Origin of the sequence: Desulforamulus putei DSM 12395 (assembly GCF_900129195.1) — a bacterium.
Lineage (GTDB): Bacteria > Bacillota > Desulfotomaculia > Desulfotomaculales > Desulfotomaculaceae > Desulfotomaculum > Desulfotomaculum putei.
This window is the reverse complement of the sequence record NZ_FQUY01000002.1, coordinates 106,841-121,758: the sequence shown is the minus strand read 5'-3', so window position 1 is coordinate 121,758 and position 14,918 is coordinate 106,841. Positions and strand designations below refer to the sequence as shown.

The 14,918-nt window shown below is 49.2% G+C and carries 17 protein-coding genes, 1 tRNA gene and 1 riboswitch; of the genes, 7 read left to right on the top strand and 11 right to left on the bottom strand.

What is annotated here, in order from left to right; all coding sequences use genetic code 11:
• Positions 1-64: 64 nt before the first annotated feature.
• Complete coding sequence (locus BUB67_RS02740; RefSeq protein ID WP_073235372.1) at positions 65-1,177, bottom strand: iron-containing alcohol dehydrogenase family protein; 1,113 nt, start codon at positions 1,175-1,177, stop codon at positions 65-67.
• 91 nt (positions 1,178-1,268) lie between these two features.
• Positions 1,269-1,703: a hypothetical protein gene (locus BUB67_RS02735; protein WP_073235368.1), complete on the bottom strand. Its 435-nt coding sequence runs from the start codon at positions 1,701-1,703 to the stop codon at positions 1,269-1,271.
• Positions 1,704-1,936: 233 nt separating this feature from the next.
• Positions 1,937-2,056, top strand: a riboswitch (SAM riboswitch).
• A gap of 73 nt (positions 2,057-2,129) precedes the next feature.
• Here BUB67_RS02735 and BUB67_RS02730 point away from each other — a divergent pair.
• Genes BUB67_RS02730 through BUB67_RS02720 form a run of 3 tightly spaced genes read left to right on the top strand, consistent with a single transcriptional unit; the run spans position 2,130 to position 4,664 of the window.
• Positions 2,130-3,155, top strand: coding sequence for a methionine ABC transporter ATP-binding protein (locus BUB67_RS02730; protein WP_073235627.1), 1,026 nt, complete (start codon positions 2,130-2,132; stop codon positions 3,153-3,155).
• Positions 3,145-3,819, top strand: coding sequence for a methionine ABC transporter permease (locus BUB67_RS02725; protein WP_073235365.1), 675 nt, complete (start codon positions 3,145-3,147; stop codon positions 3,817-3,819). The genes BUB67_RS02730 and BUB67_RS02725 overlap by 11 nt, the downstream gene beginning before the upstream one ends.
• A 14-nt stretch (positions 3,820-3,833) precedes the next feature.
• Positions 3,834-4,664, top strand: coding sequence for a MetQ/NlpA family ABC transporter substrate-binding protein (locus BUB67_RS02720; RefSeq protein WP_073235360.1), 831 nt, complete (start codon positions 3,834-3,836; stop codon positions 4,662-4,664).
• 32 nt (positions 4,665-4,696) lie between these two features.
• Here the strand turns inward: BUB67_RS02720 and sigK are convergent, their stop codons facing one another.
• On the bottom strand, positions 4,697-5,392 hold the full coding sequence (gene sigK, locus BUB67_RS02715) for an RNA polymerase sporulation sigma factor SigK (protein WP_073235357.1): 696 nt from the start codon (positions 5,390-5,392) through the stop codon (positions 4,697-4,699).
• A gap of 338 nt (positions 5,393-5,730) precedes the next feature.
• Between sigK and BUB67_RS02710 the strand changes: the two genes are divergently transcribed.
• The 4 genes from BUB67_RS02710 (at position 5,731) to BUB67_RS02690 (ending at position 9,128) form a co-directional block, all read left to right on the top strand.
• Positions 5,731-6,345, top strand: a complete 615-nt coding sequence (locus tag BUB67_RS02710; protein ID WP_073235354.1) for a DUF47 domain-containing protein — start codon at positions 5,731-5,733, stop codon at positions 6,343-6,345.
• 19 nt (positions 6,346-6,364) lie between these two features.
• Complete coding sequence (locus BUB67_RS02705) at positions 6,365-7,363, top strand: inorganic phosphate transporter (RefSeq protein ID WP_073235351.1); 999 nt, start codon at positions 6,365-6,367, stop codon at positions 7,361-7,363.
• A gap of 660 nt (positions 7,364-8,023) precedes the next feature.
• Positions 8,024-8,230, top strand: coding sequence for a hypothetical protein (locus BUB67_RS16705; protein ID WP_073235348.1), 207 nt, complete (start codon positions 8,024-8,026; stop codon positions 8,228-8,230).
• A 289-nt stretch (positions 8,231-8,519) separates the two neighbouring features.
• The gene (locus BUB67_RS02690) at positions 8,520-9,128 is read left to right on the top strand and encodes a PilZ domain-containing protein (protein WP_073235344.1); all 609 of its coding nucleotides are present in this window, start codon (positions 8,520-8,522) and stop codon (positions 9,126-9,128) included.
• Positions 9,129-9,271: 143 nt separating this feature from the next.
• On the opposite strand, the gene BUB67_RS02685 is transcribed toward BUB67_RS02690, so the two are convergent.
• The 8 genes from BUB67_RS02685 to BUB67_RS02650 all read right to left on the bottom strand — a co-directional run bounded on the left by BUB67_RS02685 (position 9,272) and on the right by BUB67_RS02650 (position 14,915).
• Positions 9,272-9,345 (bottom strand) — tRNA-Gly (locus BUB67_RS02685).
• A 197-nt stretch (positions 9,346-9,542) separates the two neighbouring features.
• Positions 9,543-10,031: a metallophosphoesterase family protein gene (locus BUB67_RS02680; RefSeq protein ID WP_073235342.1), complete on the bottom strand. Its 489-nt coding sequence runs from the start codon at positions 10,029-10,031 to the stop codon at positions 9,543-9,545.
• A gap of 2 nt (positions 10,032-10,033) precedes the next feature.
• Positions 10,034-10,639: an XTP/dITP diphosphatase gene (locus BUB67_RS02675; protein WP_073235340.1), complete on the bottom strand. Its 606-nt coding sequence runs from the start codon at positions 10,637-10,639 to the stop codon at positions 10,034-10,036.
• 4 nt (positions 10,640-10,643) lie between these two features.
• Positions 10,644-11,390, bottom strand: a complete 747-nt coding sequence (gene rph, locus BUB67_RS02670; protein ID WP_073235337.1) for a ribonuclease PH — start codon at positions 11,388-11,390, stop codon at positions 10,644-10,646.
• A 17-nt stretch (positions 11,391-11,407) separates the two neighbouring features.
• Positions 11,408-12,376, bottom strand: a complete 969-nt coding sequence (locus BUB67_RS02665) for an alanine-tRNA synthetase second additional domain-containing protein (RefSeq protein WP_073235333.1) — start codon at positions 12,374-12,376, stop codon at positions 11,408-11,410.
• Positions 12,377-12,392: 16 nt separating this feature from the next.
• Positions 12,393-13,139 (bottom strand): MBL fold metallo-hydrolase, encoded by a 747-nt coding sequence (locus tag BUB67_RS02660; RefSeq protein WP_073235330.1) that lies wholly within the window; start codon positions 13,137-13,139, stop codon positions 12,393-12,395.
• Between the two features lie 37 nt (positions 13,140-13,176).
• On the bottom strand, positions 13,177-13,932 hold the full coding sequence (locus tag BUB67_RS02655; RefSeq protein ID WP_073235327.1) for an acyl-CoA dehydratase activase: 756 nt from the start codon (positions 13,930-13,932) through the stop codon (positions 13,177-13,179).
• A gap of 5 nt (positions 13,933-13,937) precedes the next feature.
• Positions 13,938-14,915 (bottom strand): 2-hydroxyacyl-CoA dehydratase family protein, encoded by a 978-nt coding sequence (locus BUB67_RS02650; protein WP_073235324.1) that lies wholly within the window; start codon positions 14,913-14,915, stop codon positions 13,938-13,940.
• Between the last annotated feature and the right edge of the window lie 3 nt (positions 14,916-14,918).

Below are 14,918 nucleotides of genomic sequence, written 5' to 3'. Positions count from 1 at the left end.
ATAACCGGCCCTTCCTGCATTCCGGTGGCTTCCAACCCTGCCGCCAAAGCAGGGCTTTACGATATTACATCCGCACCAGGTTACTTGCCTTTAATATCTCATAAATATCTTTGTCTGCCGGTCTCTGCGGGCAGTTGGCCAGGTTTTTGGCCTGCAGGGTTTTAGACACAAACTTAGCCGCTTCTTCGGCAGTGAGTTTTAGATTGACCGGCGGCAATACTTTGGTCAAGACCTCCCCCACTTCTGGCAAATTGGTACAACCCAGCGCCTTCACCACCTGTTGTACCCTGTCCGGGGCGTCCTGGGCCATAAATTCTAAGGACGCCTTCATAATGACCCCGTTGGCCAGGCCATGGGGCAGGCCCTTAAAATAGGTTAACGGGTAACCCAGGGCATGGATCACCCCGGTGGCGGTTTGGGCAATGACCATACCCGCCAGCATAGAGGCGTAGAGCAGTTCTTCCCTCTCCTCCAGGGAAATGTTGTCCGGGTTGAGGGTTTTTAACAACCTGCCAAGGAGGCGGATGCTCTCCAGGGCCAGCAGGTCGGTAAATGGCGTGGCGCGGTTATTGATAAAGCCCTCAACGCTATGGGACAAGGCGTCTACTGCAGTGTTGACGGTGACGGCCCAGGGCAAATTCAGCAGGTAGCGGCCATCCAGGAATGCCAGTGCAGGAAACAGCTTTTCCCCTGCAATGGACATTTTTGTCTCCGCCCAGTCCACTGTGAGGATGGCATAGGGGGTCACTTCACTGCCGGTACCGGCGGTGGTGGGTACGGCCACCACCGGGAGCGGCTCATTGGACCATTTTTTCGCCATTAAATCCTGTTGGCTGACCTCGTTCACCGCCAACACCGCCACGGCCTTGGCAGCGTCCAGGGGGCTGCCCCCTCCGATGCCGACAATAAAGTCCGCCCCCATTTCCCTGGCCCTTTGCCCGCCCCGGTATACGGTGGCCAAACCGGGGTTTTGCTCAACCTCATTGAAAATCTCCACCTGGATCCCTTCCCTGGTTAAGGCGGCGGTCATCTCAGCCAGGGAACCGTTTTTTTCGGAGGAACTGCCTCCCGTAACAATCAAAGCTTTTTTTCCTAAAGCGGCCAGCTCGCTGCTGTATTTATCAACACACTTCTGACCAAAAAAGATTCTGGTGGGACAGCGGAAATTAAATTGCATGTTGAAACCTCCTGTATCGGTATTCGTTTTTTGTCTTACCATATTTTATCTCTGATGGGGCAAAATATTAAGAGGGCATGGATCATTCCATTCACACAAAAAACCCCTTAAAAGGGGTTGGTATACAGAAAGATATTTTCGGTTCAAAGGAACTGAATTGGGGGTTTAGAATTTCTGTCTTGATATGGGGAACCAGGGATTTTTTAAGCCAGACGGTCCTTGATTCAGTCTTGCCCGGAAAAACGGTCAGATACAACGCCTCAAAGGTTAAATACTCATTGTTGACGCCAATGGAACTGAGTTTCAGCATGCCGCTAAAGGTTTTATGGCTGTTGTTGATAACCGTTACGATAACCTGCTGTTCTCCTTTATCATTTTCAATATCCAGATGATCGATAAACACCTTAATTTTACTCACGTCCGTAACGGCCGCTTCCTTACCGTATAATTTCACGGAATGGGCAAAAAGAAAATATAAAGAAAACATGATGAATATGACCAGGATATACTGCCATCTCCCTCTCATAATTTAACCCCCCGCTTTTCATCTATTGGTGACGAGAGTTAAATTATTTCTCTGGTTGTCTCTATTGTAACATAAAAAAAGGCAAAATAGCACCATAAGCAAAGAATTCTGTATTGTATGCAGTCCCTCGAATTAAAAAACAACCGAAGAAATGTCTAAAATTCTGATTGACAAATGTACACACTTGTCTTAAAATCTACATTGTTTAACTTAATAAGTGGTTATTAAACACCTTCTTATCCAGAGCGGCTGAGGGACTGGCCCTGTGAAGCCCGGCAACCTTCTTAGATTTCTTAGATTTCTAAGAAAGGTGCTAATTCCTGCAGAAGATTTTTTCTTCTGAAAGATAAGAAGAGGACGTAGAAACTATGGCCTCTTCTGGTCTGTCAGAAGAGGCCTGATTTTTTTTGGGGAAGGTTGATGCTGGTGATACAAATCAAGGACTTGACGAAAATTTACCGGTCCGGCGCCGGTGAGGTGAAGGCCCTGGACCATGTGAGCCTGCGGGTGCGCAAAGGGGAAATTTACGGCATTATCGGTTATAGCGGCGCCGGGAAAAGCACCCTCATCCGCTGTGTCAATATGCTGGAAAAACCAACCTCCGGCAGCATAAAAGTGAACGGTCAGGAAATGACCTCCTTAAACGAAGGTCAGCTAAGGGTTGCCCGCCGGAAAATCGGCATGATTTTTCAGCACTTTAACCTGTTATCCTCCCGCACGGTCTTTGACAATGTGGCTTTTCCTCTAGAAATCAGCGGTGTGCCGAAAGCCGAAATCAAAGACAAAGTAACCAGACTGCTGGGCCTGGTGGGCCTGGCTGATAAAGCCGGGGCATACCCCTCCCAGCTTTCCGGGGGGCAAAAACAACGGGTGGGCATCGCCCGGGCGCTGGCCAACGATCCCATCGTTTTGTTATGCGACGAAGCCACCTCCGCCCTGGACCCGGCCACCACCGATTCGATCCTGGCGCTGCTTAAGGACATTAACCGCAAACTGGATCTGACCATTTTGATGATTACCCACGAAATGAAAGTGATCTCGGAAATTTGCGATTCGGTAGCGGTCCTTGAGCAAGGGAAAATCATTGAGGAGGGCCTGGTGATTGACGTCTTCACCCAGCCCAAGCACCCCACCACCCGGCGCTTTGTACAAACCATTATTCAAACGGATATTCCTGATCATATCAAAAAGCCCCTGCTGCAAAGGGGACAGGGACAAATCATCCGGGTTTCCTTTATCGGGGACTCCGCCGCCGAGCCGGTGATTTCCACTCTGGTAAAAAAATTTGATATTGATATCAACATTCTCTACGGCAATATTGATCAAATCCAGGATACCCCCTTTGGGATGTTGATGATTGAATGCATGGGTTCCCGGAGCAACTGTCACAGGGCCGTAGACTACCTGCGCCAACTGGGCTTAAGAATTGAGGTGTTAAAAGATGCTGAATGATTTGTTCACTCATCTAACCAGCATATCTCCGGAACTGATCAAAGCATCCTGGGAAACGCTGTACATGACGGTTGTTTCCGTTATTTTTGCGTCGCTGTTGGGAGTTCCCCTGGGCGTGATTCTGGTGATTACCGATAAGGGCCATATTAAAGAAAATCTGGCCGTAAACCGGGTATTGGGCGCCATCATCAATATTTTCCGTTCCTATCCCTTTATTATCCTGCTGCTGGCCTTGGTTCCCTTCACCCGGTTACTGGTGGGCACCACCATCGGCACCACGGCGGCCATTGTCCCCTTAACCGTTGCCGCCGCTCCCTTTGTGGCCAGAATGGTGGAAAGTTCCTTGAAGGAAGTTAATAAAGGGGTCATTGAGGCTTCTCTGGCTATGGGGGCCAGTACCTGGCAAATTATCTGGAAGGTATTGCTGCCCGAGGCGCTGCCCGGCATTATTTTAGGCACTACCATTACAACCATTGCAGTGATTGGCTACTCCGCCATGGCCGGAGTGGTGGGAGGAGGTGGTCTGGGGGACCTGGCGGTGCGTTACGGTTACATGCGGTTTGACTCGGTGGTCATGGTAACCACTGTCATCATACTGGTAATCGTTGTGCAAGTTATTCAATCCTTTGGCAATTTCCTTGCCAACAAATTCAATAAAAATTAAGGAGGAGACCAAAAATGAAAAAAAGATTGGTATTTGTACTGGCCTGCCTGTTCAGCCTGTCCCTGTTGCTGACCGGCTGCGGCGGTCAAAAGGAACCTGCCAAGCAGGAAGCAGCCCGGGACAGTAAGGTATTAAAGGTGGGCGCCACCCCGGTTCCCCATGCGGAGATTTTAAAGGTGGTAAAGCCCCTGCTTGAGAAAGAGGGTATCCAATTAGAAATCGTGGAGTTCAATGACTATGTACAGCCCAACCTGGCCCTGAACGACAAGCAGTTGGATGCCAATTACTTCCAGCACCTGCCCTACCTGGAGGATTTTAATAAGCAAAAGGGACTGGATCTCACCTACACCGCCAAAATCCACTTCGAGCCCATGGGCCTGTATTCCAAAAAAGTAAAATCCGTAACCGAATTCAAAGCAGGGGACAAGATCGGGATTCCCAACGACCCCACCAACGGTGGGCGTGCCCTAGCGGTACTGGAGAAGGCTGGCCTGCTGAAGCTTAAAGAGGGGGTAGGCATTAACGCCACCGTCAGAGACATTGTAGAAAAGAAAGTGGAGGTGGTTGAACTGGAAGCCGCCCAACTGCCCCGTTCCGTTGAAGACCTGGCCGGCGCCGTGATCAACGGTAACTTTGCCGCCCAGGCCAAATTTACTCCCGCCGATGCCCTGGTGGCAGAAGATGCCAAGTCCCAAGCTGCGGATACCTACGGCAACATTCTGGCCGTCCGTAAGGGTGACGAAAACCGTGAAGAAATTAAAAAACTGACGGAAGCTTTGCAGTCCCCCGAAGTGAAGAAATTTATTGAGGACACTTACAAAGGCGCCGTGGTGCCCACTTTCTAATATAAAGGCCCCCAACCCGGGGGCCTTGCTCATTAATTGGTCAACTCCTTATACAACTTATTGATGGAACTGCTTTCGATCCTGGAAATAAAGGATCTGGAGATGGCCAGTTTTTTGCCTACTTCCCGCTGGGTAAGTTCATGTCCCCCGTCCAGGCCATACCTGAGTTTAATCACCATTTGCTCTCTGGGCGTCAATTTTTGAATGGCCATTTCCAGTTTTTCAACTTCTAGGTTCTTTTCCACCAGCTCATCCACCGGGGTGTCATCAGCGGTCAGGGTGTCCTGCAATTCCAGCGCCGTTCCGTCTTTATCATAGTCTAGGGGCTCGGAGATGGAGATACAGTTTCTCTCATTCTTCTGTTTGCGCAGCAGCATGAGCATTTCATTTTGAATGCAAACCCCGGCATAAGTGGAAAACTTTCTTGACCTGGCCATGTCAAAGCTCTCCACCGCTTTAATCAAACCCACCACCCCACACTGAAACAAATCCTGTTTATCAACCCCGTTGTCCTTTAATTTGTTAGCAATTTTGGCAACCAACCGCAGGTTTCTTTCTATTAATATTGTTTTGGCCAGCTTGTCGCCCCTGGCCATTTTCATAAGCAACTCTCTTTCCTCCTGTGGCGTCAGGGGCTCCGGCAGGCTGCCCGAGGAAATATAAGAGACCAGAATAATTAAGCCGTTTATAACGGACAAGGCAATCAACGTTAATATTCCGGGTGTCAAACAGCATCCCCCCATAGCAAAAAAATAGGTCTACATTATGCTACGGTGTACCCGTCGAAAAAGTGCTTGGTTATCTTTAAAAAATTTTTGGAAAGTTTTGGCGTAGGATTTAATTCAGAAAGAAGGACAAAATATGAGGTAGAAAATATGAAGCGAGAAGGGCCCGGCTCCGGCAGCGGGTAAAGCGTTATCTCCACAAGTTCAAGGAATACTATGCGATTATTTTCACGTGTTTGTTAATTTTTCTTTAATTACTTACTTATTTTTAACAATGATCGTCTTCATATGTTATACTCTTTGATGGACAAGAAATAAATTATCTCCTTGGGGGGGACTGTATGTTTTTTAAGAAGACTGATATCTTCTTTGAGACCTTTAAGGCAATCGCAGAAAACCTGAACCGGGCAGCAGTGGAGTTTCGTGAGGAAATTCATAATCCCAGTCCCGAAAAAAAAGGGCTGACCAATATTCAGGACTATGAAAAAACAGGGGACCGGCATACTCACACCATTATCAAAGAATTAAACAAAACCTTTGTGACTCCCCTGGAACGGGAAGATATCATGAACCTGGCCGTAAAATTAGATGACATTTTGGACGGCATTGAAGCAACCCTCATCCGGATGGATATTTACGACATTAAAGACATGAATATTTTCATTAAACGAAATGCTGAAATCATTCTGGAACAATGCCAGGAAGTGCAAAAGAGTATCGACAAACTGGTAACCAAAAAATACCTGGATATCCGGGCCCACGCCGTTAAGATTAACGAGCTGGAAAATGAAGCTGACCACCTGTTCAACAATAGCCTCCGGGAGCTGGTTTCTTCCTGCACCGATGCTATTGAGTTTGTTAAATACAAACAAATTTACGAAATGTTGGAGGAAATCACCGATGCCTGTGAGGACGTAGCCAACATTTTGGAGAGTATCTTAATGCGAAATTCCTAATTTAGAGGATGGCAGATAAATGGAACAGCATGCAATTATCATAGCCGTTGTAATTTTGGCGTTGAGTTTTGACTTTATTAACGGGTTCCACGATACCGCAAACGCAATTGCAACCTCCATTTCCACCAAAGCCCTGAAACCAAAAACCGCCATTGTTCTGGCTTCCGTGATGAACCTGCTGGGCGCCCTGACTTTTACCGGCGTGGCAAAAACTGTTGGCGGCAAGGTGGCCAATCCTGCCAATATTGAACACGGGGTGTATGTTGTGGCGGCCGCGCTGGTGGCAGCCATTGCCTGGAACCTGTTTACCTGGTATTACGGTATTCCCAGCAGTTCTTCCCATGCGTTGATCGGCTCCCTGGCCGGATCGGTAATCGCCGCCGCAGGCTTCAGCGCGGTGAACTTTCATGGCTTTCTTACCATCATTGAGGGTCTGATTTTATCCCCCCTGCTTGCTTTTACCGTAGGTTATATCATTATGTCTATCATTCGACTAATATTCGCTAATTTTTCACCCCACAGGATCAATTCAAAGTTCCGCTTTTTGCAGATTTTTACGGCTTCCTTTCAAGCCTTCAGCCACGGTACCAACGATGCCCAGAAAACCATGGGGATCATCACCTTTGCCCTGGTGGCGGGGGGGTTTCAAGACACCCTGGAAGTGGCTCCCTGGGTGAAGGTCTCTGCAGCATTGGCAATGGCCCTGGGTACCTCCGTGGGCGGTTGGAGAATCATTAAAACCGTTGGTTCAAAAATTATAAAGTTTGAGCCTGCCAGCGGTTTTGCCTCAGACCTGACCTCCGCTCTTGTTATCATCGGAGCTACCTTGATTAAACTGCCTGTCTCCACCACCCATGTCATCAGTTCTGCCATCATGGGTGTGGGGTCTGCCAAGAGATTTTCCGCTGTTAAGTGGGGCACGGCCATCACCATGGTCTCCGCTTGGGTCATAACACTGCCTGTTACAATGATCTTGGCCGCCATTTCTTTTATTGTAGTAAGAATGCTCTTCCTATAGCAGAAACGCCTCCATAAACGGAGGCGTTTCTTGTTTTGTCCTGAAATAAAACGCTGCCGATGTCGAAAAACATATATACCAAACTTCTTATGAAAATACCTGTAAATCACTTGACAACTGTTCAAATTTTCTATATATTTAGATCAAGGGGAACGCCTTGGTTTAGCTGTAAGACTACGCGGTTTCTGTTTGATGGTACCCGTTAATAAAACAGTCCGTTATGTACGGTCCGTCAGTGGTTGTTAGTTAAGTCCTGAGTGATTCCCTGCAAATCGGTTGTTTGTTAAACAGGTGTGAACGTTCAGAAGTTAGGTTTTCATCCAAAGGTAGGTTGTGTGTTTGAATTACCCTATTCCCTGACAGGCGTTCCCCTTTATTTTTAGGAAACCCAGGTAAATACCTGGGTTTCCTATTTTGTAAGGGACCTTTAAACATATACGATGGCATTGATGGTACGGTGTTTTCATTAGGATAAAGATTTTAACATTTATTGCGAAAATTATATCAAAGTTAATTTTTGACAAAGGATTTTAACCTAACGGGTTTGAACTCTTATAAAGGAAAACCGGCCTGGCTAAATTCTTCTCTTTTTTGCTAATTAAGATGAGGGGATGGCTTGTATGTTATTGGGAGTTTATTCAGTCGAGGGAACAAGACCATTTGGCTTCCTATTGTGCCGAAACAGAAGTGGCACAGATCGGCAAGAAACATGGGAAAGTGTATGGTTTGGTAGTCCCGGAAAAATTTGAGCGACAGCAGAGAAGGGATTACGTGCAGAGTAAATATTCCACCACGGCACTGTTTACATCCATCTCTCAAAATACCAGTGTATCTACGGAAATATTTGATTTTCCGCAGGAGGATTAAAGGTTTTTGTCACCCCAGAAATTACTGGAAAAGGAAAGGGATTTTCGTGTAGTATTTGGGATTGACTCCACCGCGTTTTCCCTCGCGGCTACTTTGGTTTGGCTAAAACAAAAGGATGAAATATTATGCACCGGCTTTAAATTTAAAGATATCCATCCAAAGGACCCAAAATACTCTAATGGCCCTTGCCTTGAAATACTCAAGGGGCAGATAACTTAATATTACAGAAGTCAATTCTCATTCGGAATGCACAGAACCGAGCTGAGATTGGACCAGGGAGTTGTTTACGATGATTGAAACCTTAGAGATTTTGACCGTTAAGAAAGAAATTCTGATACAAGTCCCTCCTTTTTCTGAGTATAAAGCCGTCATCACAGATATTGAAGAAACCCTTTTCTGGATTGGTCTGCCTAGGCAGGAGGGTCAGGTCTTAGTTTTACAGAAGGACCAGGAAATTCAAATTCGTGTGCCGATGCGGTACGGATTATACAGTGCTGACAGTAAAGTGGTGGCAATCGGTCATGATAGCCAAAGGTTTTACGGCTTGTTAATACCGGAACGCTTCCAAATGCTGAAGGCAAGGCAATTTATGAGGGTGGAACATGCAACGCATGTTTTATTCTCCTCCGGCAACGATACCGCCCAAACAGCAATGCTTAATTTTTCTGAGGGGGGCTGCATGGTTTATGTAACCCCTGCCCTTGAAAAAATGCTGCAGGCCGCCAATGATTTTTCTGTCAGTTTTCAGGTTAACGGAGAACTGATTACAACCACCGCACGTTTGGCCTGGAGGAAAAATACCGATAACGTTCCTTACGCAGGTTTTAAATTCACCAACCTGTTACCCGCTCAACGCCAGAGGCTGGCTGACCTGGCTGCGTTATTCTCAAAAGATTAAGACTCACAGGGACGGTTCTCTTGAATCTATGAGTCACAAGAAAAAAGACTCAAAAGAACCGTCCCCAAGACTCACAAGAAAAAAAGACTCAAAAGAACCGTCCCTGTGAGTCCAGTGTCCCTGTGAGTCCAGTACAAAATAAATGGAGCGGGTGATGGGAATCGAACCCACGTACCCGGCTTGGAAGGCCGGTGCTCTACCATTGAGCTACACCCGCAAAATTTTATCATACAAATCTTTTATTTCGGAACAGATATTATTATATCAAATCAGTTACATTTGTCAATAAGGGGGAAATCAAAATTTAAACGGTAATTGCTTCCTCATTAACCCTGTGTGGCAAATATCATAATATCATACTTTCCCAAAAAAAAAAATGCACTTCTGATGTGCATTTTCCTTCAAACTCTGTTTTTAAGGATAGAAATAATCTATATAAATAATTTCCGCCTGTATATCGTCCCCGTGGATTTCGATTAAGCCAACGGAAGGTCTGTCTTTGCCCCTTGGATGTACCGGGCTACCGGGGTTTAAAATGATAATGTCATCCACCACCCGAAAATCGGCAATGTGGGTATGACCGTAGACGGCAACCCTGGCCCCCAATTGTTTAGCCCGTTCCAGAACGGCATTTGCGTCCCTCTTAACCCCGTGACGGTGGCCGTGGGTCATGTAGATTTTATGACCCGCCACCTCCAGCAGCTCCTCCTGGGGACCGTCGCCGGGGAAATCGCAATTTCCCATGACACCCCGGGCAGGAATTTCCAGGCTATAGGCCAGTTCGTCACAGTCCCGGTAGTGGTCGCCCGCATGCAAAATCAGGTCTACCTCTCCCAATTGCTCTAATACATGGTAAACGGTACCCAGCCTCCCGTGGGTATCCGAAACAACCAAAATTCGCAAAACTAACCCTCCCGGTTGACGTAAAGGCGGTTCAAGATCTCCACAGCCCTTTGCAGGGCTTTGCCCCGGTGACTGATGGAATTTTTCTGTTCTAAATTCAGTTCCGCAAAGGTTTGTTTATAAGCTGGTACGTAAAACAAGGGGTCGTAACCGAAACCACCCTCACCCTTTAATTCTCGCAAAATATTTCCCTCGCAGGTGCCCTCCGCAGTGTGAACCCTGCCACCGGGTTCAGCAATGGCGATGACACAACGGAACCGGCCGGTACGCTTCTCTTCCGGCACATCCTCCAGCAATTTTAGGAGTTTTCGGTTGTTGGCGGCATCATCCCTGGGCTCTCCGGCAAACCGTGCCGAGTGTACACCCGGGGCGCCGTTTAAGGCATCCACTTCCAGGCCCGAGTCGTCCGCCAGGGACAACTCCCCGGTGAACCGGGCTGCTGCCACCGCTTTCTTGATGGCATTGGCCGCGAAGGTGTCCCCGTCTTCCTCCACTTCCTGAAAACCGGGGTATTCCCCGATGGGAACCACCTGCAGGTCCAGGGGGTTTAACATTTCCGCCAGTTCTTTTACTTTTCCTTTGTTGTTGGTGGCCAAAACCAATTTCAACCCTTTACACCTGCCTTATTCTTGCAGATAACCTTTCCCCCAGCACCTGCCGCTGGACTTTATTTAACTCCTGAATACCCGCTGTGGCCAGGTCCAGCAGCCGGTTCATCTCATCCCTGGAAAAAGTGGCTTCTTCCCCGGTTCCCTGGACTTCCACAAAGCGCCCGGAGCCGGTCATCACCACGTTCATATCCACTTCAGCGGCAGAGTCTTCCGCGTAGCACAAATCAATCACCGGTGTCCCGTTGACAATTCCCACACTGGTGGCGGCAATAAAGTCCTTGACCGGTATTTCCTCTAGCATACCCTGTTCCACCAGTTTATTCAAGGCCAAAATCATCGCCACGTAAGCCCCTGTAATGGAAGCCGTTCTGGTGCCACCGTCCGCTTGAATGACGTCGCAGTCAAGTGTGATTGTGCGTTCTCCCAAGGCTTCCAAATTCACCACTGAGCGGAGGGCCCGGCCGATGAGCCGCTGGATTTCCATGGTCCTGCCGCCCGGTTTGCCCTTGGCGGACTCCCGGGTGGTGCGGACGCCGGTGGCCCGGGGGATCATGGCATATTCGGCGGTGACCCAGCCCTTACCCAGCCCCTTTAAAAAGGGCGGTACCTTGTCTTCCACCGTGGCGGTACAGATGACCCGGGTATCCCCCACTTCAATTAAAACTGAACCCTCAGCGTACTTGTTATAATGGGGGGTCATCAATACCGGGCGTATTTGGCCCGGCTTTCTTCCGTCAACTCTTTCCATAAAAAGGAATAGCCTCCTTATGTGATCTCTTTGGAACGCCGGCGGGCCCGACGTATTAACTGGAATTGATCCGGCGGATCTGCCGGGCTGTCGCCCTCCACCACTGGTCCCACCAGGCCCACCAGTACGTAAAGTTCATCAATGGGATCCCACATAAACTCTTTTACCAGTCGAAAATTGGTAATTTCACTGGTTCTTTTAACGTGCAGTCGGGGACCGGTACAGGGATAGGAACCCGCGCCAACCTTAATATGTGTCTCATCGTGATAGTAAATGCAAAGATCTTTGTCTATAATCTCTTGAACCCGTTTTTCCAGGGCATCCAGGTCAATGTTTGGCTTCTCATCAAATTCCAGCACAAAACCATGCTTAATGTCACTGTGTACTTTTGGCTTTTTGATCCCCATTTCATATTCCAGCACCATGCCGGTGATGTCTTCGGCCGTATGGGCCATCTTACGGTATATGAGAGATTCAAAAACAATGTCGGCAATTTCCTGGGGTTTCGGCCCGAAAATGTTGGGACGTGTCACGATCACCTCTTCGCCTATGCCGATGAGGATCTGGGCATTCATTTTCAGCATGGGATACAGCAGGTCGAAGTGCTCCACGATAACCCGCCGGTCATGTTTAATGGCCTCCTGCACCGCTTCAACAATGGTCCAAGGTTGGTTGAAGGCCATTTCAAACCGCATGTCCAGGTGATAGGTACGACTGCGGAAGTGTTTTCTTTCAAAGTCATCCAGCAGCGGCAAAGGCCGCACGTTAATCCCATCATCGTCGTTGGTTAATTCCAGCCCGGGAAACATCCCCCGGATCAGCAGCGATTTTCCCGCGCCGGCATCTCCCACAAAGCCGATCAAATGGTCTTCCGGGCTGAGGTAACGGTGGGCCAAGCTGCCCCCCAGGGCCAGCAGGCGGTAGCGTCCCCTGGGAGCAAAGTAAACCGCATGCATTAAATATTCATGAATAATTGAAACAGGCAAATAAACTCTCCCCTTTTTACAGCTCAAAGGTTGCCCCTTCCCGGGCCAGTTCCACCCTCTGGCCAAAACCTTCTTCCGCCTGTTTTTGCAGTTCAGAGAGGACATATTCGGGGTAGAAGTGTGTAATGATTAACCTTTTCACCCCTGCGGCCTTCGCCAGTTCCCCGGCCTGCCGGGCAGTCAGATGATTCTCCTGCAGGTACTCCGTATCCTGATCCAGCCCGCTGGCTTCACACAGGAATAAATCAGCACCGGTGGCCAGTTTGATCAGTTCCTCCTGGTAGGCGGTGTCCCCGGAATAAACAAACCGTTTGCTTCCCTCAATAGATATACTGTAAGCGGGCAAATTATGTTTACCGGGTGTAAATTTCACCTTGCATCCTGCTATGACGGCTTCCCTGGGCTCCGGCATTTCGTCAATGACGTGGATGGTAAAGGCTTTGGTAAATTCTCTGATCCGGTTGAAGTCCTCCGCCGGGCCGGTGGGCAGGTATAAGGGTACCCGTTTGTCCATGCGTCCTTCCCGGTTGGCGGATTCGATGGCATGTCGCAAAGAATAAATATCCATTAAGTGGTCCGGATGCAGGTGACTCAGCAACACCGCATCCAAGTCCTGAATGTCCATGTGCTGCAACAGGCGGCTCAATACCCCGTTGCCTGTATCAATGAGCAGGCTGCGGCCCTTTTCCTGCAGCAAATAACCGGAACAGGCCCCGCTGACCCTGGGGTAAGGAGCCCAGCAGCCGAGAACGGTGAGTTTCAATTTTTCTGCACCTCCGGTGGTGTTTGTTTAGATTGTCTTACCCCAAAGCATAGGCACAGCAGCCGATGGCACCGTTATACTGGGGATGGGCCGGTACCACCACGGGCACTTTCATTTCAGTTTCTATTATTTTAACCAGCGCCCGGTTGTGGGCAACCCCGCCGGTGAAGACGATGGTGTTGGTGAGGAGCTTCATCAGCATGGGTTTGATGCGTTTAAAGATGGTATAATTGACCCCGGCGGCCAGGGAGGAAACAGGATGCCCCTCCACCACTTTCCCGATGAGCTCGGTCTCCCCAAAAATGGCACAGGTGGAGTTCAGGTCCACCGGGTCTTTATAGTAACTTGCAAGTTCCTCCATGTTAATATCCAGCACGGCAGCCATGTTCTCCAAATAACGGCCGGTGCTGGCGGCACACTTGTCATTGGTTTGAAAATCAATCATTTTGCCCCGGGCAACCAGAACCACCTTGCTGTCCTGCCCGCCCAGGTCCAGCAGGGTAAAATCCTGCAGTCCGGTCTGGTGAATGGCGCCCAGCACATGGGCCTTGATTTCCGGAATGATTTCCGCTCCCTTCAGGTTAATGGTCTGCCGGCCGTAGCCCGTGGCCACCACCTGGGCCGGAACGCCCAGTCCTAGGGCGGCAAAATCCACCTGAAGCTGCCCGTCCACGCTCCGGCCGTGTTCCCGGTAGAAGGAGACCGTGTCATACCTGTGCAGTGTCAGGCTGCCGTCCTCCGCCAGCAAAGCCACCTTAACGTTCCGGCTGCCCAAATCAATACCACATAGCAAAGTCATCACCTCAACATGTCCAGAAAGGCATCCAGCCTCATGCGGGTACGGGCGTCCAATTTGCTGGGTTTATCCCCTTCCAGGGTCAGGATGGGGTATTTTAATTTCTGCCGCACAATCAAATCCTCGATTTGCCGGTAGCAAAAGCTCTGGGCATAGTGGATCACTCCGTCCACCTGCCGCCGCTCCAATTCCCGGCTGATATCTTCCAGGCGGTAAAAAATACCGTAGGGATAACTGTAGGTTCTGTATTGCTCCACAATATCTTTTATTTCAAAGGGCATGGTAAACTGTCGCTGGACTTCGTTAAAGACCACCCGTGCCCCCCGCTCCTCCAGGTAATCATAGAGGTCGTCCACAATGGGAGGAACACCGATATAAGCCAGCCGGAGCCTAGCTTTTATGGGTTCTTTACGGGGCAATGCCGCCAGGTAGGCCTCCGCTCTCCTGGCAAATTGTTCCGGGTCCCCGTCGAAGTCGCTGCAGCTGACTTGAAAAAGGTGGTTATCCCAACCGCTCACTTTATCCCCCTGCCAGGTAAGCCGGTCGATCTCGTGGACCTTGCGCCGGACCTGGTCCAGCCTTTCTTTGGTGCGACAGACTTCCTCCCAGGTGGTTCCCAGGGCCTCAACCAGTTTCTCTATTTGAAGTTTCAATAAATCGTAATCCCGGTCGAAGGGAAAGGCAAAGGGAATGACCTTTACCCCCGCCATCTCCAGGGTCTCCATCAGGGCATGGGTATTGCTGCAATCGCCCTGGGTGACCGCTACAATGGTCCGGATGTCTTCGTTCTGCAGGGTGGTGGCATAAAGGCCCTTGATCCAGGCACAGAGGTTGCGGGGATAGCCTGCCATTTCCGCCTCTTCCACCAGACCCTGGGGATTTTCATGGGTGATAAAAATGTTATTGAGATCCACCGGTATCATGCCGGCAGCGTATATTACCTCCACCGGGATGGTGGTGGTCATTCCTATTTTCTGCATGCT

Excerpts from the sequence above, each read along its gene's own strand:
- BUB67_RS02725 (WP_073235365.1), top strand. The coding sequence starts at position 3,145 with ATGCTGAATGATTTGTTCACTCATCTAACCAGCATATCTCCGGAACTG.
- rph (WP_073235337.1), bottom strand. The coding sequence starts at position 11,390 with ATGGAAAGAGTTGACGGAAGAAAGCCGGGCCAAATACGCCCGGTATTG.
- BUB67_RS02740 (WP_073235372.1), bottom strand. The coding sequence starts at position 1,177 with ATGCAATTTAATTTCCGCTGTCCCACCAGAATCTTTTTTGGTCAGAAG.
- BUB67_RS02720 (WP_073235360.1), top strand. The coding sequence starts at position 3,834 with ATGAAAAAAAGATTGGTATTTGTACTGGCCTGCCTGTTCAGCCTGTCC.
- BUB67_RS02690 (WP_073235344.1), top strand. The coding sequence starts at position 8,520 with ATGATTGAAACCTTAGAGATTTTGACCGTTAAGAAAGAAATTCTGATA.
- BUB67_RS02650 (WP_073235324.1), bottom strand. The coding sequence starts at position 14,915 with ATGCAGAAAATAGGAATGACCACCACCATCCCGGTGGAGGTAATATAC.
- BUB67_RS02705 (WP_073235351.1), top strand. The coding sequence starts at position 6,365 with ATGGAACAGCATGCAATTATCATAGCCGTTGTAATTTTGGCGTTGAGT.
- BUB67_RS02710 (WP_073235354.1), top strand. The coding sequence starts at position 5,731 with ATGTTTTTTAAGAAGACTGATATCTTCTTTGAGACCTTTAAGGCAATC.
- BUB67_RS02735 (WP_073235368.1), bottom strand. The coding sequence starts at position 1,703 with ATGAGAGGGAGATGGCAGTATATCCTGGTCATATTCATCATGTTTTCT.